This window comes from Pseudomonas sp. M5 (assembly GCF_016907075.1).
Taxonomy (GTDB): domain Bacteria; phylum Pseudomonadota; class Gammaproteobacteria; order Pseudomonadales; family Pseudomonadaceae; genus Aquipseudomonas; species Aquipseudomonas putida_E.
The window spans coordinates 4910859-4931063 of sequence record NZ_JAFBBH010000001.1 but is presented as its reverse complement, the minus strand read 5'-3'; the positions used below and the strand labels follow the sequence as shown (position 1 = coordinate 4931063).

15 protein-coding genes are annotated in these 20205 nt (G+C 60.1%); 11 read left to right on the top strand and 4 right to left on the bottom strand.

The window, feature by feature from the left end:
- Positions 1-3 precede the first annotated feature (3 nt).
- Positions 4-1611 (bottom strand): ATP-binding protein, encoded by a 1608-nt coding sequence (locus JOE27_RS22405; protein ID WP_119688393.1) that lies wholly within the window; start codon positions 1609-1611, stop codon positions 4-6.
- The gene (locus JOE27_RS22400; protein WP_039604244.1) at positions 1608-2306 is read right to left on the bottom strand and encodes a response regulator transcription factor; all 699 of its coding nucleotides are present in this window, start codon (positions 2304-2306) and stop codon (positions 1608-1610) included. The genes JOE27_RS22405 and JOE27_RS22400 overlap by 4 nt, the downstream gene beginning before the upstream one ends.
- A 680-nt stretch (positions 2307-2986) precedes the next feature.
- Between JOE27_RS22400 and JOE27_RS22395 the strand changes: the two genes are divergently transcribed.
- Positions 2987-5866: a ribonucleoside-diphosphate reductase subunit alpha gene (locus tag JOE27_RS22395; protein WP_046787472.1), complete on the top strand. Its 2880-nt coding sequence runs from the start codon at positions 2987-2989 to the stop codon at positions 5864-5866.
- Positions 5867-6444: 578 nt separating this feature from the next.
- Entirely contained in the window at positions 6445-7695 is a 1251-nt protein-coding gene (locus JOE27_RS22390) for a ribonucleotide-diphosphate reductase subunit beta (RefSeq protein WP_012313106.1), read from the top strand.
- Between the two features lie 298 nt (positions 7696-7993).
- Here the strand turns inward: JOE27_RS22390 and JOE27_RS22385 are convergent, their stop codons facing one another.
- A complete protein-coding gene (locus tag JOE27_RS22385; RefSeq protein WP_204919939.1) occupies positions 7994-9010 on the bottom strand; it encodes an IS30 family transposase in 1017 nt (338 codons plus the stop codon).
- 893 nt (positions 9011-9903) lie between these two features.
- Here JOE27_RS22385 and JOE27_RS22375 point away from each other — a divergent pair.
- From JOE27_RS22375 to JOE27_RS22365, 3 genes are all read left to right on the top strand, one after another.
- Positions 9904-10440: a Bro-N domain-containing protein gene (locus JOE27_RS22375; RefSeq protein WP_119688389.1), complete on the top strand. Its 537-nt coding sequence runs from the start codon at positions 9904-9906 to the stop codon at positions 10438-10440.
- A 288-nt stretch (positions 10441-10728) separates the two neighbouring features.
- A complete protein-coding gene (locus tag JOE27_RS22370) occupies positions 10729-11031 on the top strand; it encodes a helix-turn-helix domain-containing protein (RefSeq protein ID WP_119688388.1) in 303 nt (100 codons plus the stop codon).
- Positions 11031-12251, top strand: a complete 1221-nt coding sequence (locus JOE27_RS22365) for a type II toxin-antitoxin system HipA family toxin (RefSeq protein WP_119688387.1) — start codon at positions 11031-11033, stop codon at positions 12249-12251. Before JOE27_RS22370 ends, JOE27_RS22365 begins: the two co-directional genes overlap by 1 nt.
- Before the next feature lie 234 nt (positions 12252-12485).
- Here the strand turns inward: JOE27_RS22365 and JOE27_RS22360 are convergent, their stop codons facing one another.
- Positions 12486-13334, bottom strand: a complete 849-nt coding sequence (locus JOE27_RS22360) for a hypothetical protein (RefSeq protein WP_204919935.1) — start codon at positions 13332-13334, stop codon at positions 12486-12488.
- Positions 13335-13953: 619 nt separating this feature from the next.
- Here JOE27_RS22360 and JOE27_RS22355 point away from each other — a divergent pair.
- From JOE27_RS22355 to JOE27_RS22330, 6 genes are all read left to right on the top strand, one after another.
- Complete coding sequence (locus JOE27_RS22355) at positions 13954-15192, top strand: OprD family porin (protein ID WP_115273005.1); 1239 nt, start codon at positions 13954-13956, stop codon at positions 15190-15192.
- Positions 15193-15474: 282 nt separating this feature from the next.
- A complete protein-coding gene (locus JOE27_RS22350; RefSeq protein WP_125925141.1) occupies positions 15475-16281 on the top strand; it encodes an NAD(P)-dependent oxidoreductase in 807 nt (268 codons plus the stop codon).
- 26 nt (positions 16282-16307) lie between these two features.
- Positions 16308-17186, top strand: coding sequence for an SMP-30/gluconolactonase/LRE family protein (locus JOE27_RS22345; RefSeq protein ID WP_204919933.1), 879 nt, complete (start codon positions 16308-16310; stop codon positions 17184-17186).
- A 65-nt stretch (positions 17187-17251) separates the two neighbouring features.
- Complete coding sequence (locus JOE27_RS22340) at positions 17252-18223, top strand: TRAP transporter substrate-binding protein (RefSeq protein WP_012313102.1); 972 nt, start codon at positions 17252-17254, stop codon at positions 18221-18223.
- A gap of 68 nt (positions 18224-18291) precedes the next feature.
- On the top strand, positions 18292-18819 hold the full coding sequence (locus tag JOE27_RS22335) for a TRAP transporter small permease (protein ID WP_115273007.1): 528 nt from the start codon (positions 18292-18294) through the stop codon (positions 18817-18819).
- Positions 18820-20100 (top strand): TRAP transporter large permease, encoded by a 1281-nt coding sequence (locus tag JOE27_RS22330; RefSeq protein ID WP_204919931.1) that lies wholly within the window; start codon positions 18820-18822, stop codon positions 20098-20100.
- Positions 20101-20205 lie beyond the last annotated feature (105 nt).

Here is a 20205-nt window from a genome sequence, read left to right as displayed (position 1 = left end):
GCCTTACAGCGGCGCCTGCTCGCGTGGCCAGTTGAGGCTGAAGCAGGCACCGCCCAGCGCTTCACTGCGCCCTACCGTGGCCCGGCCGGCGTGCCAGTAGATGATCCGCCGCACGATCGACAGGCCCAGGCCATGCCCTCCCGAAGCCCGGGTACGGCTGTCGTCGAGCCGGGTGAAGGGCGTGAAGATACGGTCCCAGTAACCTTCGGGGATGCCCGGCCCGTCATCTTCCACTTCGATGCGGCAGCGCTGCTGGCCCAACTGATAGCTCAGCCGTACTTCAGCCCGGGCATGGCGCAGGGCATTGCTGACCAGGTTCTGCAGCGCGCGATGCAGATAGCGCGGCTCGGCCTCGACCCAGGCGTCTTCGCCATCCTGAAGCTGACAGGCACCACGCACCAGCCTGACGCCGGCATTGAGCGGGGCCAGCTCGTCGATAACCCGGTCAAGCAAGGCATCCAGGTCGACGCGCTGGAACTTCAGGGCCGGCGCGCCCTGCTCCAGGCGGGCGTAGGTCAGCATCTCGTCGACCAGCTTGTCCAGGTCCTGGATATCGCCGTCCATGCCCGCCAGGTGCTTGGCCCGGGCCTGTTCGGTCGGTGCGCTTTCAATCATTTCCAGGCCAAAGCGCAAACGCGCCACCGGCGTGCGCAACTCATGGGACACCGCCCGCACCAGCTCGCGCTGCATGTTCAACGAACGCTGCAGGTGTTCGGCCATGCCGTTGAACGCCGCCGCCAGGCGCCCGACCGAATCGGCATCGCCGGCGGGCACACGGGTTTCCAGGCTGCCCTGGGCGATGCGCGTGGCGGCCATTTCCAGGCCCGACACCCGCCGTTCCAGCTGGCGCACCAGCAGATAGACCACCAGGCCAATCAGGCACAGGCCGAGGAACGCGATCAACACCAGCAATTGCGGCGGATAGGGGTTGAGCTGATACAGCGGGCCAATCTCCAGCACCCAGGGCGAACCCGGCAAGCCTGCGAACACGCGGATCGAATCGCCATCCTTGCCCAGCGCCATGACCGTGTCGCCCTCCTCTACCCGGCGCCGCTGGTCATCGTCCAGGCCGACCCGCTCCAGGCGCTGCAGGGCGATACCAAAACCGAACCCCTTGCTCTGCCTGATCTGCGCCAGGCGCTGTTGCTGTTCGGTGACCGGGAAGCGCACCAGTTCATCGGCGAGCAGATAGAGCGTGGCCCGCGCCAGCTGCTCGCTGACCTGCTTGACCTCGGCCACCAGCAGCAGGTCTTCCTGGCCCACCTTGCGCAGCACCTGGGCGGCGTGTGGGCCGGTTTTCTGCACCACCACCAGGGCGCGATTGAGCCGCGCGCGCTGGCCGCCATCAAGGGTGCGCGCCGACAGGGGTTGCAAGTCCAGCGGCACGCCCAGCAAGCGCTCCCACATCAACAACGAGCGTTTGCGTTCGGTTTCATTCTGCTGGGCCAGGTTGTCAGCCATCAGGCTGAACGTGCCCTGGGCCAGGCGCTCGCGGTGCTGGGCGGCGCGCACCTCGTTGACCAGGTGCAGGCTGAGCACACCAAGCAGGGCCACCAGCACCAGCACCGCGAGCATGCCGCCATAAATGCGCAGGAAGATCGAGTTGTTCATGGTGCATCGCCGACGAACAGGTAGCCCTTGCTGCGCAGGGTCTTGATAAGACGGGGGTGGATCGGGTCGTCGCCGATCTTGGGGCGGATCTTGGAAATGCGCACGTCGATGGAGCGGTCCTGGCCGTCGTAACCGACACCGCGCAAGGCGGTGAAGATCTGCTCACGCGACAGTACTCGCCCGGCATTGCTGGCCAGCAGCCAGAGCAGGTCGAACTCGGCACCGGTAAGTTCGATCAGCTGTTCGCCGAGCCGGGCTTCGCGCAGGCGGTTGTCGATGCGCAGGTCACCAAAGGCCAGCTCCTGGGTTTTGCCTTGTGCCGGCTCGCTGCGCCGCAGCAGGGCCTGGATGCGTGCCAACAGCAGGCGTGGGCGCACCGGCTTGCACACGTAATCGTCAGCACCAAGGTCCAGGCCCTGGACCTGGTCGAGCTCGTCGCTGCGGGCGGTGAGCATGAGGATGGGGCCTGCGTACTGGCCACGTACGCGGCGGCAGATGCTCAGGCCGTCTTCACCGGGCAGCATCAGGTCGAGGATGACCATGTCTGGCTGGCTGTCGACGATACGCCGGGCGGCGCGCGCACCATCGCCCTCCACTGCCACCTCGAAACCGTTGGCCTGCAGGTATTCAGCCGTGAGCTCGGCGAGGCGCTGGTCGTCTTCGACGATCAGGATGCGGGGTACGGGTTGGTCCATGGCGTTTGCCTTGATTGTTGTTTTTGCGTTGCCTGTTCCGGCCCCATCGCCGGCATTGCCACTTTAACCAAAAGGCAACATCGCCTGCCGATACTACGTCCCGCACCCGGCACTGCCAACCTCAGCGGAAACACCCCTGGACTGAACCGTTTTTTGTGCTAGGGTTCGCGCCCTGAAAAATCTGCACCGGGGCAACGAGCCGCAGAAAAATACTGCAAACCACTTGGTACAAGGCCTACAGCGAATACCCACTATTCACTCACAAAGTACGCACAACTTATCCACAGGCGCTCGCCTTGCAAAGCCCCCGATACCGCATTATCTTGTATCCCCAGCGCAGCGAACCACTAGATGTTGGGTTTCACACACCAACGCCAAGCATGAGTCAGCAGACAAATTCAAGCGATTTTTCTGCCTGAACTTATTGTGGTTTCAACAACCAAACCGCTCCAGCGGAGATGGAGAGCAACAGCTTTTGGGCTAGCCCCATAGCCTTTGACTTCGGCCAGGGAGCGGCATGTTCTTTGCCCCTTATTCCTGAGTCTGTCCCGAAGTCGGTACGCCCGAGCGGGCGGATGCGCGCGCATGACGCATCCCCGCCAGGGCCGTCGAACAAGTGGACAGAACGGTGGGCGCCCAAAAGGCGCCTGAACATATAGAAACTGTGGAGACACCCACCCATGCAAACCGACACAACTCGCGAGAACCCGCAGGCTTTGGCGCCGCAGGCCGCCGATTCCAACCAGGATCTGGCCGCGACCGCTCCGGGCCAGCTGCGCGTGATCAAGCGCAACGGCACTGTCGTCCCTTACACCGACGACAAGATCACCGTGGCCATCACCAAGGCGTTCCTCGCAGTTGAAGGCGGCACCGCCGCTGCCTCGTCGCGCATCCACGACACCGTCGCGCGCCTGACCGAGCAGGTCACCGCCACGTTCAAGCGTCGCATGCCATCGGGTGGCACCATCCACATCGAAGAAATCCAGGACCAGGTCGAACTGGCCCTGATGCGTGCCGGCGAGCAGAAAGTCGCCCGTGACTACGTGATCTACCGCGACCAGCGTGCCAAAGAGCGCGCTACCCGCGCCAACACCGACGCCGCAGTCGAGCCGCACCCAAGCATCCGCATCACCCTGGCCGACGGCAGCCTGGCGCCGCTGGACATGGCGCGCCTGAACACCATCATCAGCGAAGCCTGCGAAGGCCTGGCCGAAGTCGATGGCGACCTGATCCAGCGCGAAACCCTGAAGAACCTGTACGACGGCGTGGCCATCAAGGACGTCAACACCGCCCTGGTGATGACCGCACGTACCCTGGTAGAGCGCGAGCCGAACTACTCGTTCGTCACCGCCCGCCTGCTGATGGACACCCTGCGTGCCGAAGGCCTGGGCTTCCTGAACGTTGCCGACAGCGCCACCCACCACGAGATGGCCGACCTGTACGCCAAGGCACTGCCGGCCTACATCGCCAAGGGTGTCGAGTTCGAGCTGCTGAACCCTGCCCTGGCCGCCTTCGACCTGGAAAAACTGGGCAAGGCGATCAACCACGAGCGCGACCAGCAGTTCACCTACCTGGGCCTGCAGACCCTGTACGACCGCTACTTCATCCACAAGGATGGCGTACGCTTCGAGCTGCCGCAGGTGTTCTTCATGCGTGTGGCCATGGGCCTGGCGCTGGAAGAGAAAGACAAGGAAGCCCGTGCGATCGAGTTCTACAACCTGTTGTCGTCCTTCGACTACATGGCCTCGACCCCGACCCTGTTCAACGCCGGTACCCTGCGCCCGCAGCTGTCGAGCTGCTACCTGACCACCGTGCCGGACGACCTGTCGGGCATCTACCACGCGATCCACGACAACGCCATGCTGTCGAAATTCGCCGGTGGCCTGGGCAACGACTGGACTCCTGTGCGTGCACTGGGCTCCTACATCAAAGGCACCAACGGCAAATCCCAGGGCGTCGTACCCTTCCTGAAAGTGGTCAACGACACCGCCGTCGCCGTGAACCAGGGTGGCAAGCGCAAAGGCGCTGTGTGCGCCTACCTGGAAACCTGGCACCTGGACATCGAAGAATTCATCGAGCTGCGCAAGAACACCGGTGATGACCGTCGTCGTACCCACGACATGAACACCGCCAACTGGATCCCTGACCTGTTCATGAAGCGCGTCTTCGATGACGGCAAGTGGACCCTGTTCTCGCCCTCGGAAGTGCCAGACCTGCACGACCTGACCGGCAAGGCCTTCGAAGAGCGCTACGAGTACTACGAAGCCCTGACCGAGTACAACAAGATCAAGGTGTTCAAGACCATCCAGGCCAAAGACCTGTGGCGCAAGATGCTGTCGATGCTGTTCGAGACCGGCCACCCATGGCTGACCTTCAAAGACCCGTGCAACCTGCGCTCGCCGCAGCAGCACGTGGGCGTGGTGCACAGCTCGAACCTGTGCACCGAGATCACCCTGAACACCAACAAGGATGAGATCGCGGTCTGCAACCTGGGCTCGATCAACCTGCCGAACCACATTGTCGACGGCAAGCTGGACACCGCCAAGCTGCAACGCACCGTGAACACCGCCGTGCGCATGCTCGACAACGTGATCGACATCAACTACTACTCGGTGCCGCAAGCGCGTAACTCGAACTTCAAGCACCGCCCGGTCGGCCTGGGCATCATGGGCTTCCAGGACGCGCTGTACCTGCAGCACATCCCGTACGGCTCCGACGCTGCTGTGGAGTTCGCCGACAAGTCGATGGAAGCGGTCAGCTACTTCGCGATCCAGGCGTCCTGCGACCTGGCCGATGAGCGCGGCGCGTACGAGACCTTCCAGGGTTCGCTGTGGTCCAAAGGCATCCTGCCGCTGGATTCGCAACAGATCCTGATCGAGGCCCGTGGCCAGAAGTACATCGACGTCAACCTGGAAGAAACCCTGGACTGGGCGCCGGTACGTGCCCGCGTACAGAAAGGCATCCGTAACTCGAACATCATGGCCATCGCGCCGACCGCGACCATCGCCAACATTACCGGCGTGTCGCAGTCCATCGAGCCGACCTACCAGAACCTGTACGTGAAATCGAACCTGTCGGGCGAGTTCACCGTGATCAACCCGTACCTGGTGCGCGACCTGAAAGCCCGCGGCCTGTGGGACTCGGTCATGATCAACGACCTGAAGTACTACGACGGTTCGGTGCAGCAGATCGAGCGTATTCCGCAGGAGCTCAAAGACCTGTACGCCACCGCGTTCGAAGTCGAGACCAAGTGGATCGTCGATGCCGCCTCCCGTCGCCAGAAGTGGATCGACCAGGCGCAGTCGCTGAACCTGTACATCGCCGGCGCTTCGGGCAAGAAGCTGGACGTGACCTACCGCATGGCCTGGTACCGTGGCCTGAAAACCACCTACTACCTCCGTGCCCTGGCCGCGACCAGCACCGAGAAGTCGACCATCAACACCGGCAAGCTCAACGCCGTTTCCAGCGGCGGCGACAGCGCCCCGGCCCAGGCCGCAGGCCCGGCGCCAGTGCCGAAGGCTTGCGCGATCGACGAGCCGGACTGCGAAGCCTGCCAGTAAGGCCTGCTGATGCCGCAAGGGGTGCCCCAACGGGTGCTCCTGGCGGGCATTTTCTTATCTGCGCAAGCGCAGCTTTTGCAGGAGCGGCCTTGTGTCGCGAAGGGGCTGCAAAGCAGTCCCGGAATCCTTGTGAAAATAGTGGATTCCAGGGGCCGCCTTGCGGCCCTTTCGCGACACAAGGCCGCTCCTACAAAAAACGCGCCAACCCAACATGATGTATCGATAAAATAAAAAACCACAACATGTAGTGCCTCGCGCTATTTGCCGCTAAACTCCCTTCCCGTAAAAGACGACACGAGATACCGTGAACGGACGCGCTTAAAACCGGTCGAAAAATTACCCTCGCCCGCAAGACGCGCACCCCGATCGAAAGCGAATTCCGGTATACTCCGCCCCCTCTGAAAAGGGCACCTATTCAAGTCCCTGGCCCCTCCCCGAGGCCTGGCCAGGCACGAATCCAGATGTAACGAGAGTCAGCCTCTCGAGCTGTCCATTCGCCGTAACGGCCTTGCGTCAGGCATCACATTCTTAAAATCCAACCGGTTGCCTCAGGGCAATCCTCAAGCAGGAGCCAAACCATGCTGAGCTGGGACGAATTCGACAAAGAAGACGGCGAAGTAGCCGCCAAAGGCAACACCCCTGCGCAGGCCAACGCCGCCGCCACCCTCGACAAGCTCGACAGCGCCGGCGGTGCTGCCGCCCTGGAAGCCCGTGCTGCCACCGCCGCCGACTCCGACGCAGTTAAGCGCGCCAAGGCCGCGCTGGACGCCCTGGACATCGCCGAAGGCCTGGCCGAGCTGGAAGGCTCCTCGGCCCGCGTCGCCGTTGACGAAAAGCGCATGATCAACTGCCGCGCCGACCTCAACCAGCTGGTGCCGTTCAAGTACGACTGGGCCTGGCAGAAGTACCTCGACGGCTGTGCCAACCACTGGATGCCGCAAGAGGTCAACATGACCGCCGACATCGCCCTGTGGAAGAGCCAGGACGGCCTGACCGAAGACGAGCGCCGCATCGTGATGCGCAACCTCGGCTTCTTCTCCACCGCCGACTCGCTGGTTGCCAACAACCTGGCCCTGGCCGTGTACCGTCTGATCACCAACCCGGAGTGCCGCCAGTACATCCTGCGCCAGGCTTTCGAAGAGGCGATCCACACCCACGCCTACCAGTACTGCATCGAGTCGCTGGGCATGGATGAAGGCGAGATCTTCAACATGTACCACGAGATCCCGTCGGTCGCGAAGAAAGCCGCCTGGGGCCTGAAGTACACCCGCGCCATCTCCGACCCGGAGTTCAACACCGGCACCGTCGAAACCGACAAAGAGCTGCTGCGCAACCTGATCGCCTACTACTGCGTGCTGGAAGGCATCTTCTTCTACTGCGGCTTCACCCAGATCCTGTCCATGGGCCGCCGCAACAAGATGACCGGCGTTGCCGAGCAGTTCCAGTACATCCTGCGTGACGAGTCGATGCACCTGAACTTCGGTATCGACGTGATCAACCAGATCAAGATCGAGAACCCGCACCTGTGGGATGCGGCGATGAAGGAAGAAGCGACCCAGATGATCCTGCAAGGGACCCAGCTGGAGATCGAATACGCCCGTGACACCATGCCACGCGGCGTACTGGGCATGAACGCGGCGATGATGGAGGACTACCTCAAGTTCATCGCCAACCGTCGTTTGACCCAGATTGGTTTGAAGGAAGAGTACCCAGGGACGACCAACCCGTTCCCGTGGATGAGCGAGATCATGGACTTGAAGAAAGAGAAGAACTTCTTCGAGACGCGCGTGATCGAGTATCAGACGGGTGGGGCGTTGAGCTGGGACTGATTGTCCGGGCTGATCATCAAGGAGGCTGCCGATTGGCAGCCTTTTCTTTACGCCAGTACTTTCCTGCCAATAGAAAATTAACGCTTCCACTCCCAAACATCCTGCTGAACTTCACTCGACTTTTTGGAGTGCCCGAGAAAACGCCCAGACAAAAAACTAGAGTCAACAACTTTAAATTGGAAGGTACCGAAGTATGAGTATTTATCACGTCTATCATACCAAGTTCCGACTATATATCCTCCACGGATGCTACCGAACAAGCAATGGCGATTTCAAAGGCTTAGTGCAACACCGGGCTTCATTGAATTAAGGATGGGCTCTCATGATGCCGAGCCATCATCTGCGTCATCATCTCGATTGGGCATTGATAATCAAAACGCTGGCGCGGCCGAATATTCAGTTCATACGCAATGGCATCCAACTGCTCCTGGCTATGCCCAGACAAGTCGGTGCCCTTGGGCAGGTACTGCCTAATCAGGCCGTTGATGTTTTCGTTGCTGCCGCGCTGCCAGGGGCTATGCGGGTCGCAGAAGTAAACAGCCACTCCGGTACGCTGGGTGATCTCGGCGTGACGCACCATTTCCCGGCCCTGGTCATAGGTCAACGTTTTACGCGCTGCCAGAGGCATGCGGTTCAAGGCGGCACTGAAACCTTCGACCGCCGAAGTCGCTGTGGCGTCATGCATCTTGATCAGCATCAGGTAACCCGTGCTGCGCTCTAACAACGTACCGACCGCAGAAGCATTGGCTTTGCCCTTGATCAAATCGCCCTCCCAGTGGCCAGGCGTCAGACGATCTTCTGCCTCAGGCGGACGAACATAGATGCTGACGAGATCGGGGATTTGGCCACGGCGGTCCACCCCGCCAGTGCGGGGGCGACGACTGGTTTTACCTTGCCGCAAGCAAATGATCAGCTCCTTGCGAAGCTCACCCACCGGCAATGCATAGATGGCGTTGTAGATCGTTTCGCGGCAGACGTAGGCGTCTTCAAGCTTTGGGAATTCCATGCGTCGGAATTTGCCGACAATTTGCTGAGGAGAAAAGCGCTGTCGCAGCAGGTAGGCCACCAGATCGAACAGTTCGCCACCTGGTTCAAGCTTGCGCGCAGGTCGGCACGCCTTGCGGCGCAGGCGCATCTGTTGCTGAGCCTGGCTGGCAGAATAGGGCGAGGTACTGGCGGCGTTACGGCGAAGCTCACGACAAACGGTCGAGGGGCTGCGATCAAGCATCCGGGCGATCGCTCTTTGGCTCAGGCCCTGAAGCTGGCCGAGCTGGATCGTGATGCGTTCTTCAATACTGAGGTCTTGGTAAGACATAGGGACACCGTACCGGATTGGTCGGGTGTTGCACTCAGTTTTTGCCGCCGCCCCCATTAAAACAATGCCTATTCAAATAAAAGAATCGTACCGCTCGCTCCAACGGAGTCATTAGTTCCGGATCAAGCCCTCGAACGCGATAATATTCTTCCTTGGTGCGAGCCAAAGAGAACACTCTCGCCGCGATATCAACATGATAATCTTTCAGTTGAACATAGAAATTTATCAAGTCCTGATTTATATCGTCCATTATTGAGCACTCAGGACTGACCTTAACAAAAAGACTCATCGAACCACAGAACGGTTCTATATACCTATCGTATTCCACTGGCATATGTTCAACCAAGATAGGTAGTATCCGAGTTTTGCTGCCAGCCCATCTTATGATTGGCCTACTCTTCAATTTTATTTCCGAGAAATCTAAAAATTTTTTGATTGCACCCTGATAACACCATTCTCGCCCACAGAAATACAGAATGAGTAAGGCCGAAAACATTCACAAACCTACACAGTCATCATGCTTCAGCTAAATTTCAGATAATTCCTACATAACATTTTATTGAGTTTCTCCTGAACATACCCATAATCATTGAGCGCCTAAGAAACGCTATCACACAGCGGCCCACCCGCTCCCGACAGATGCGGCTATTTTGTGCCTGTGGTCTAATACTGCGCGCATGAAACACTCTGTTACGTCGGGAGTGGGCTAATACAAGACCCGCGAGGGAAATACGTCCGGCCTGCTGTGTGAGGTTTCTTAGCTCCCGACACCCAGCCCTAAGAAAGCTGACAACAGACTGAGGTTATGGATATGCCTATCAAAGTATGCATTCGTGGGCCTTTCGCACATGCGTCCCGGCTGTCGAGTTATCCTGAGACCACGGAGGCCGGCCATGACTGACCTTCACACCCCTACCCTCTTCACCCGTCACAATCGCCCCCTCCACACCCTCTGGCTCGAATCCCAAGCCTGGCTCTGCGCTCACGAACTCGGCCGGCTAAGCGCTCGCTTCTTCGATGAACACTGCATCCGCAAGCTCGACCCGGACCAGTACCGCACCGTGCAGCTGCTGCGCTATGGGCAATACCAGGAGACTATGATGGTCAGCGAGTCCGGGGCCTATACCTTACTGGCGCATCACCACATTCCGGAGAACCGCCATCTGCGCTGGTGGCTGACACATGAAGTGGTGGCCGTGCTGCGCGATGGACAGGCGGCAGCGTTCGAGGATGTGCCGCGACTTGGACAGATGTGTTGGCCAGGCGGGCGTACGGTGACGCTGTTGTATTGGCAAAGTGAGCCCTGGGTTCGGATGCGGGATATGCCGGTAATGATGGCGGGGGAAGCGACCGGACAGCTTCCGATGGCGAAGCGCAAGATGAGCTGGCGCGAGTGCGCGCAGCGGGCGTTGCGCATGCATGGCGTCTAAAGAGTTCCTGTGAGCAACACGTAGCGGATGCCGATAAACGCTCTTCATAAAAGCCTCTATAAGCATGCTTAAGCTACTTAAGCATGCTTATAGAGACGTTAAATGCTGAAGTCTTATGGGCTCGCTGCCTACCTCGAATGCTCTGCAGAACCCAGCGCAAGACGTAGCATCCATGATTCGTCTGCCCATACATCGGGTAGGTATCCAGTCACTCGGTTTTTTCAGCAAATATAAGCAGTGCTATAGTGACACTTATCGATGATAAGAACGCTTATAGAAGATCTTAAAATGCTGGTTTTCCCCTTGATGTGTGCCGACCGCCTGACAAAAATCGGGCTTCTGATCAAAACCAGACGGCTAGAACGCCGAGTCCGTCAGAAGGATCTTGCAGCTCAATCCGGCCTATCCATCACCACGCTGAGCAAAATCGAAGCAGGTACGCCTACCGTGGAAATGCGCAGCTATATGACCGCACTGTGGCATCTCGGCCTGCTTGAGGATGTCTTCAAAGAAATCCCAGAGACCTCCCCCGCGCCCTACACCACCGAGCATCGAGTGCGGCTCAAGCGTATCTCAGAGGATGATTTCTAATGCCTTTACTGTACATCTATATCCAGCAACCCGGATCGCTTGAGGTCACCACGCTCGGGCGCCTTACCGTGGAGAAGGGTGTGGGTGAATTCGTCTACAGCCCTCTCTATTACAAGGCAGGGGGCTGGGTGCCTGATCCACTGCACTACCCTCTGCGCGCGGAGCCCTACACCAACATCACCAAGAACGGCGGTCTTCCTGGCTTCATCAGGGATGCAGCACCGGATGGTTGGGGCGAGCGGCTGGTCATCCGCGAGCACGGCGGCGAGCTGGACGCAATCAGTTACCTGCAGAAGTCGCCCAACCATGATCGCGCCGGCAGCCTGATGGTGGGCAGCAGCAAAGTGCCACCTGAAGGTATCGGCCAGGCAGGTCTGGGCACACTCACTCAACTGGATGCGTTCATCCAGTTTGCAGACGGAGTCCAGGGCGGCTTCCCACCTGGCACGGATAGAGCGACCAAGGCTACGTTGCAGCAACGCTCCTCGCTCGGTGGTGCGCGCCCCAAATGTACCTTGGTCGAGGCAGACAGACTTATCCTGGCCAAACCTCGAGATCGCCACGACAACTACGACATCCCTTCGCTTGAGTATGCGTGCATGGTATTCGCCGCCAGCAAAGGCTTGAATGTTGCCAACGTTCGCTTGCACAAAGGGCGGGTCAACACATTGCTGGTCGACCGTTTTGACAGAGCGCCGGCAGCTAACGGCCAATACGCACGCGTTCCGATGCTAAGCGGCTTGACCTTGCTTGACAGCAACTGGCTCGGGCAGGGGGATTGGAAGAAATGGCATTACGGGGTGCTGGTAGACGAAATGAACCGCCGTGGCGTGCCGGAAGCGGACCGCCAGGAGCTGTACAAGCGGATCTGTTTCAACATTCTTGTCGGTAACGATGATGACCATCCAAAGAATGTCGCCGTGCTGTTTACGAACGGCTGCTGGCGACTGTCGCCGATGTATGACGTAGTGCCGACTACCGAGGGAGCCCCGCCTTCACGGCTGGCAATGGCTATCGGGAGTTATGGGCATGAAATTTCACGACGAAACCTGTTGAGCCAAGTTGAACACTATGGGCTCTCCCAGGCGCAGGCCATTGAGGTAATTGATGAAGTGGCAAGCTGGGCACCGGATCTCGAGGAGCATTATCGTAGCAGCCTCGAAGTGCCGGAGCGGGACCTTGCCATAATGGCCATGGGTGCAGGCAACCTGCTTGAATGACCTGCAGGCACAGTATGCGATTGTGGACCGGGGGGGAAACTGGATAAGGGAGAGGCCCCGCCCACGCCGACAAGGGGCAGAAGTGTGCCCGACATGGAACAAGCCAGTCACGTGGTCGAGGGCGAGGCCGTAGATAAGTATAGGGCCGGTTGGCGGAGACGCCAAACCCTCTCGAAGCGCTTCAATTCAGGCTTAGCTTAATCAGGAGCCGCCAAGCGGCTCCGATACCTAGCGTCAGGCAGTGACGGCGTTGTCCGCCTGCGCTTGCGGTGCGTCTAGCAGGTTGTGCAAGGTATTGAGGAACAGATCAAAGCTCATGATCCCGTTACCGACGGTCGACAGCAGTGTTTGACCGCTCTCGTCCTTGATAACGACCAACTCGGTCCACTGATTGAGATCGACATTGCCCAGGCTGTTCAACGAGACCTTGCGGCCATCGATCTCGAGCGAGTCACGAGTGACGGTAAGGGCCCTGGTGGTGGCGTTAAAGAAGTCGCCACTGATCCGCTTGCCCCATACCTGTTTGGTGTCGAGATAGTTGAACTGCACCCCGCCACCATTTTGAAGCGTGGCGTATACCACTGGCAGCCGTTCGTTCAGATGCTGGTCGCGCACCTGTTCGATAAAGGCGAACAGGCCCTTGAGGTGCGGATTGACCCGGCGGAAAGGCTCGCTTGCGTTGCGCCGATAAGCCAGGTTGTTGGTGAGGCCTGCGAAGGCTGTCTGGCCAGAGGCGAACAGGTACAAGTCATTCATCTCGCTGAAAGGCACGTAGTCACGTTCGCTGCCGATGATCTGGCAGATGCCTTTTTCGTAGACCTCGTAACGCGCTTTGCGCAGCTTTGTCTGCCACAGGGCCAGGGCAAACATGCTCAGCCCGAGCACAGCCAGCAAGGCGACGGTGAAGTAGAAGATTTGCTTGGGTCCGTTGAATTGCAGGTCGCTGGCGACACTCAGGTAGCCGACGAAAGCGGCCAAGCCGAAGAAGATGCTGCCCAAGATGAGCATGCTGATGATCAGCGCCTTGCCGTAGCCATAGGTGCCCAGCAGGTTACCGGTGGCTATAGGTGGGGTTGATTGCATGATGGAGCCTCCTTGCGTGTGAAATGACATCATGTCGATGATGGCAGTAAGACATGTCCTGTTAGCAATGGTTCACGGGGAAGTGGGGTCCGCTCGGTACGCACGCTTGCAGAGGCGCTCAACAATCTTGCCGGGTCTTAAATCCAACATAACGCGTCTTAAACCCCCTGATCCGGTCCTAATACACAAAATTCCAGGGTTACCAGCCAATCAACGCCCTTCACACCGACTTTAGTCGTAGTATCTCTTTCAAGGCAGGGAGATGCCCGGGCTAGAGCTTCTGTTGATGAAAGGTGCCTCTCAGAAAGGTGCTAAACCAGGCGTTATTCGCCTTAGTAGGCGTTGACATTACCGCCTGCGCTTGCTAAAAAATCGCCACAGTTGTACGACAACACATAACAAAAACAACAATCAGTGGACACTCTCCCATGTCGACCCCCATCGCGCTACACCCCAGCCTCTCGCCGCCCCTCATTCCAGCATGCACGGCCACCTAGTGCCGTAACCCTGTTTCACCCTACCCGGCCTTCACCGGCCCGTACCCACCCGCCCCTGCCGCAGGCCGCTTGCGCGTGCCCGGTGGACGGGCTGCCGCACCCTTTTGTGGAGCACAACAATAATGAAAATCTGCCATACCCTTCCCTTTGCCCTGCTGGGCGCCGGCATGATCGGGAGCTTGCCGGGCACCAGCGTGGCCGCAGGCTTCATCGAAGATTCCAAAGCCACGCTTGGCCTGCGCAACTTCTATATCAACCGTAACTTCACCAACCCCAGTAACCCGCAAAGCAAGGCCGAGGAGTGGACGCAAAGCTTCATCCTCGATGCACGCTCTGGGTTCACCGAAGGGCCGATCGGCTTCGGCGTGGATGTGCTGGGGATGTGGTCGGTGAAGCTCGATGGCGGTGGCGGCACCTATGGCACCGCCCTGCTGCCGCGCCATGACGATGGGCAGCCGGCGGATGACTTCGGGCGCCTGGCGGTGGCGGGCAAGGCGCGGATTTCCAAGACTGAACTGAAGGTCGGCGAGTGGATGCCGGTGCTGCCGATCCTGCGTTCCGACGATGGCCGCTCGCTGCCTCAGACCTTCCGCGGTGGGCAGGTCACCTCTAACGAAATCGCCGGGCTGACGCTGTACGGCGGGCAGTTCCGCGGCAACAGCCCGCGCAACGACGCCAGCATGGACGACATGAGCTACGGCGGCGCCCTTTCGGACCGTTTCAACTTCGTCGGTGGCGAATACAAGTTCAACCAGGACCGCACGCTGGTCGGGCTGTGGAACGCAGTGCTCAAGGACGTCTATGAGCAGCAGTACCTGCAACTGAGCCACAGCCAGCCGGTCGGCAGCTGGACCTTCGGCGCCAACCTCGGTTACTTCCACGGTGGCGAAGACGGCTCCGAAAAGGCCGGGCAACTGGACAACAAGACGTATTCGGGGATGTTCTCGGCCAAGTATGGCGGCAACACGTTCTGGGTGGGCCTGCAGAAGGTCGATGGCGATACCTGGATGCGGGTCAACGGCACGAGCGGCGGCACCTTGGCCAACGACAGCTACAACTCCAGTTTCGACAATGCCAACGAGCGCTCCTGGCAGGTGCGTCATGACTTCAACTTCGTCACCGTTGGGGTGCCGGGGCTGACGCTGATGAACCGCTACATCAGCGGGCAGGACGTGCATACCGGGGCGGTGACCGACGGCAAGGAGTGGGTGCGGGAAACAGAGCTGGCCTATGTGATCCAGAGCGGGGCGTTCAAGGATTTGAGCGTCAAATGGCGCAACTCGTCGATTCGGCGCGACTACAGCAACAACGAATTCGATGAGAACCGGTTGATCTTCAATTACCCGCTGTCGCTGTTGTAACCCGGGCTAACGCGTTTCCTGTGGCAACGGCCTTGTGTGGCAATTGCCTGGCGTAGGAGCGGCCTTGTGTCGCGAAAGGGCTGCGCAGCGGCCCCGGCAATGGGGCCGCCTGCGAAGTTCTTGGGGCCGCTGCGCGCCCCTTTCGCGACACGAGGCCGCTCCTACTGTTGACCACCAAACCAGTCGAAAGCCGCACACGCCTCATTGACAACTGCCAACCCCACTGCCAATAATCAACACAGTCATACGACAACCTACAACAATTAACAAATAGAGCCGGCCATGACCACTACCCCCCTCAATCGCCTGCTGCTCACCGGAGCCGCAGGCGGCCTGGGCAAGGTCCTTCGCGAACGCCTGCAAGGCTACGCCGAGGTCCTGCGCCTTTCCGATATCAGCCCGATGGCACCTGCCGCGGGTGCGCATGAAGAGGTCGTGACCTGCGACCTGGCCGACAAGGCCGCCGTCCACGCACTGGTAGAAGGCGTAGACGCCATCCTCCATTTCGGCGGCGTATCCACCGAGCACTCCTTCGAGGACATCCTCGGCCCCAACATCTGCGGTGTGTTCCACGTTTACGAGGCGGCGCGCAAGCATGGGGTCAAGCGCATCATCTTCGCCAGCTCCAACCACACCATCGGTTTCTACCGCCAGGACGAGCGCATCGACGCTCACGCTCCACGCCGGCCCGACAGCTACTACGGGTTGTCCAAATGCTACGGCGAGGATATGGCCAGCTTTTACTTCGACCGCTATGGCATCGAGACCGTCAGCATCCGCATTGGCTCGTCCTTCCCCCAGCCACAGAACCCACGCATGTTGTGCACCTGGCTGAGCTACGACGACCTGGTCCAGCTCATCGAACGCGGGCTGAACACCCCCAACGTGGGCCACACCATTGTCTACGGTGCCTCCGACAACCGCACCGTATGGTGGGACAACCGCTATGCCGCGCACCTGGGCTACGAGCCTAAAGACACCTCCGAGGTGTTTCGCGAAGTGGTAGAGGCCCAGCCGGCACCTGCCGCCGATGACCCGAGCATGGTCTATCAGGGCGGCGCCTTCGCCGTAGCCGGACCGTTCAACTGACACCCAGTGCTCCAGGAGGCCCGGCCATGAACTGCGAACTGATCGTCGACGCCCGCAACGGCACCGGCGAAAGCCCCGTGTGGCACCCCACCGAACACGCCCTGTACTGGGTCGACATTCCCGCACGCCAGCTGCATCGCTGGCAGCCCGATGGTGCCCATCAGACCTGGCAAGGCGACGAGATGCTCGCCTGCATCGCGCGCACTGAGCGGGGCTGGATCGCCGGCATGGAAAGCGGCATCTTCCAGCTTGAAACCAGGGCCGATGGCAGCCTTGCCAGCCACTTGCTCAGCGCCGTCGACCATGCCCAGAGCGGCATGCGTTTCAACGATGGGCGCTGTGACCGCCAGGGCCGCTTTTGGGCCGGCACCATGTTGATGGACATGCAGCAAGGCGCAACGGTCGGCGCGCTGTACCGGCATGACGGCGAGGGCCAGTTACACCTGCAGCAGGACGGCATGATCGTGCCCAATGGCCTGGCCTTCAGCCCCGACGGCACACGCATGTACCTGTCGGACTCGCACCCCGACGTGCAGAAGATCTGGGTGTTCGACTACGACATCGACAGTGGCATACCCCACAACAAGCGGCTGTTCGTCGACATGCGCGCCTTCCCCGGTCGCCCGGACGGCGCTGCCATCGACCAGGACGGCTGCTACTGGATCTGCGGCAACGATGCCGGTCAGATCCACCGGTTCACGCCGGATGGCCGCCTTGACCGCTCACTCAACGTGCCGGTGAAAAAGCCGGCGATGTGCGCCTTCGGCGGCGCCAACCTGGACACCCTGTTCGTCACCTCGATCCGCCCCGCAGGCATCGACCTCAGCGACCAGCCCCTGGCTGGTGGGGTATTTGCCTTCGAACTCGGCGTCAAAGGCGTGGAGGAACCTGCCTGCCGGGGCTGAACACCCGTACTGCCAACCACACTCGTACGCCCGAAACCGGATAATAAAAACCACGGAGTTTCATCATGACTTTCAAACGCAAGCTGCTTCTTGCTGCACTCCCGTTCGCCTTCAGCCTCTCCCTGCCAGCCCACGCGCTGGACATCAAGTTCGCCGAGATCCACCCGGCCGGCTACCCGACCGTGGTCGCCGAGCAGAACATGGGCAAGAAGATCGAAGCCGCCAGCAATGGCGAGATCACCTTCAAGATGTTCCCCGGCGGCGTCCTGGGCTCGGAAAAGGAAGTCATCGAGCAGGCGCAGATCGGTGCCGTGCAGATGACCCGCGTCAGCCTGGGGATCGTCGGCCCGGTGGTGCCGGACGTGAACGTGTTCAACATGCCGTTCGTGTTCCGCGACCATGACCACATGCGCAAGATCATCGACGGCGATATCGGCCAGGAGATCCTCGACAAGATCACCAATTCCGAATTCAACCTGGTGGCCCTGGCGTGGATGGACGGCGGCTCGCGCAGCATCTATACCAAGAAGCCGGTGCGCAGCCTGGAAGACCTCAAGGGCATGAAGATCCGCGTGCAGGGCAACCCGCTGTTCATCGACATGATGAACGCCATGGGCGGCAACGGCATCGCCATGGACACCGGCGAGATCTTCAGCGCCCTGCAGACCGGCGTGATCGATGGCGCCGAAAACAACCCGCCAACCCTGCTCGAGCACAACCACTACCAGAGCGCCAAGTACTTCACCCTCACTGGCCATCTGATCCTGCCGGAGCCGGTGGTGATGTCCAAGACCACCTGGAACAAGCTCACGCCTGAGCAGCAGGCGCTGGTGAAGAAGGTCGCGCGCGAAGCGCAGATGGAAGAGCGCGCGCTGTGGGATGCCAAGACTGCCGCCAGCGAAGAGAAACTCAAGGCCGCGGGCGTGGAGTTCATCAGCGTCGACAAGAAACCGTTCTTCGAGGCTACCGCTTCGGTACGCGAGAAGTACGGTGCGCCGTACGCAGACCTGATGAAGCGTATCGACGCCGTCCAGTAATACCGGCCCCCTTCCAAGTTTGACCGCGGCAGTGCGGCGCCCGCCGCCCTGCCGCTTTGGTGATGCCTATGAAATCGCTTTTCCTGAGCGTGAACGACACGCTCTATCGCAGCTGCATCTGGGTCGCCGGCCTGTCGATCCTGGCCATGTCGCTGATCATTCCCTGGGGCATCTTTGCACGCTACGTGCTGGGTACCGGCTCCAGCTGGCCTGAGCCAGTGTCGATCCTGCTGATGGTGGTGTTCACCTTCGTCGGTGCCGCCGCCAGCTACCGGGCCGGCGCGCACATGGCGGTAGGGATGATCACCGACCGCCTGCCACCGCTGCAGCGCCAGCTGGTTGCACTGCTGGTGCAGGTGCTGATGATCCTGGTGTGCGTGTTCATGACCTACTACGGCATCAAGCTGTGCATCACCACGTGGAACCAGTCGCTGGCCTCTTTGCCTGGGGTACGGGTGGGCATGACCTACGCGCCGATCCCGGTCGGTGGTCTGCTGACCTTGATTTTTGTACTGGAAAAACTCCTGCTGGGCGATCAGAGCAACCGCAAGGTGGTTCGTTACGATCTGGCGGAAGAAAACGAAGGAGCTGCGTAAATGGATGCGTTCATTCTGTTGGGCAGTTTCATCGTGCTCATCCTGATCGGCATGCCGGTGGCCTTCGCCCTGGGCCTGTCGGCGCTGATCGGCGCCTGGTGGATCGACATCCCGCTGCAGGCGATGATGATTCAGATCGCCAGTGGGGTTAACAAGTTTTCACTGCTGGCCATTCCGTTCTTCGTGCTGGCTGGCGCAATCATGGCCGAAGGTGGCATGTCACGGCGGTTGGTGGCCTTCGCCGGAGTGCTGGTGGGCTTCGTACGGGGCGGTTTGTCGCTGGTCAATATCATGGCCTCGACCTTCTTCGGCGCCATTTCCGGCTCGTCGGTGGCTGACACCGCGTCTGTAGGCTCGGTACTGATCCCCGAGATGGAGCGCAAGGGCTACCCGCGCGAGTTCTCCACGGCAGTGACCGTCAGCGGCTCGGTGCAGGCACTGCTCACCCCGCCCAGCCACAACTCGGTGCTGTACTCGCTGGCGGCGGGCGGCACAGTGTCGATCGGCTCGCTGTTCATCGCGGGGATCATGCCCGGCTTGCTGCTGAGCGCGGTGATGATGGGCCTGTGCCTGATCTTCGCCAAGAAGCGCAACTACCCCAAAGGTGAAGTGATCCCGCTGCGCCATGCTCTGAAAATCGCCGGCGAAGCACTGTGGGGCCTGATGGCGATGGTCATCATCCTCGGCGGTATTCTCTCGGGCGTGTTCACCGCCACCGAATCAGCGGCCGTGGCAGTGGTCTGGTCGTTCTTCGTGACCATGTTCATCTACCGCGACTACAAGTGGCGCGACTTGCCCAAGCTGATGCACCGTACGGTACGGACCATCTCGATCGTGATGATCCTGATCGGCTTTGCCGCAAGCTTCGGCTACGTGATGACGCTGATGCAGATCCCGTCGAAGATCACCACAGTGTTCCTGACCCTGTCGGACAACCGCTACGTGATCCTGATGTGCATCAACTTCATGCTGTTGCTGCTGGGCACGGTGATGGACATGGCGCCGCTGATCCTGATCCTGACGCCGATCCTGCTGCCCGTGATCACCGGCATCGGTGTGGACCCGGTGCACTTCGGCATGATCATGCTGGTGAACCTGGGCATCGGGTTGATCACGCCACCGGTAGGTGCGGTGCTGTTCGTCGGCTCGGCCATCGGCAAGGTGAGCATCGAATCGACGGTGAAGGCGCTGCTGCCGTTCTACATTGCGCTGTTCCTGGTGCTCATCGCGGTCACCTATATCCCGGCCATTTCGCTGTGGCTGCCGAGCGTCGTGTTGTAACGGCGCTCATCCGGGGCCGCTGGGCGGCCCATCGCCGGCAAGCCGGCTCCCACTGGGACAACGCCGATCTGAAGGCCAATGCAAAACCAGTGGGAGCTGGCTTGC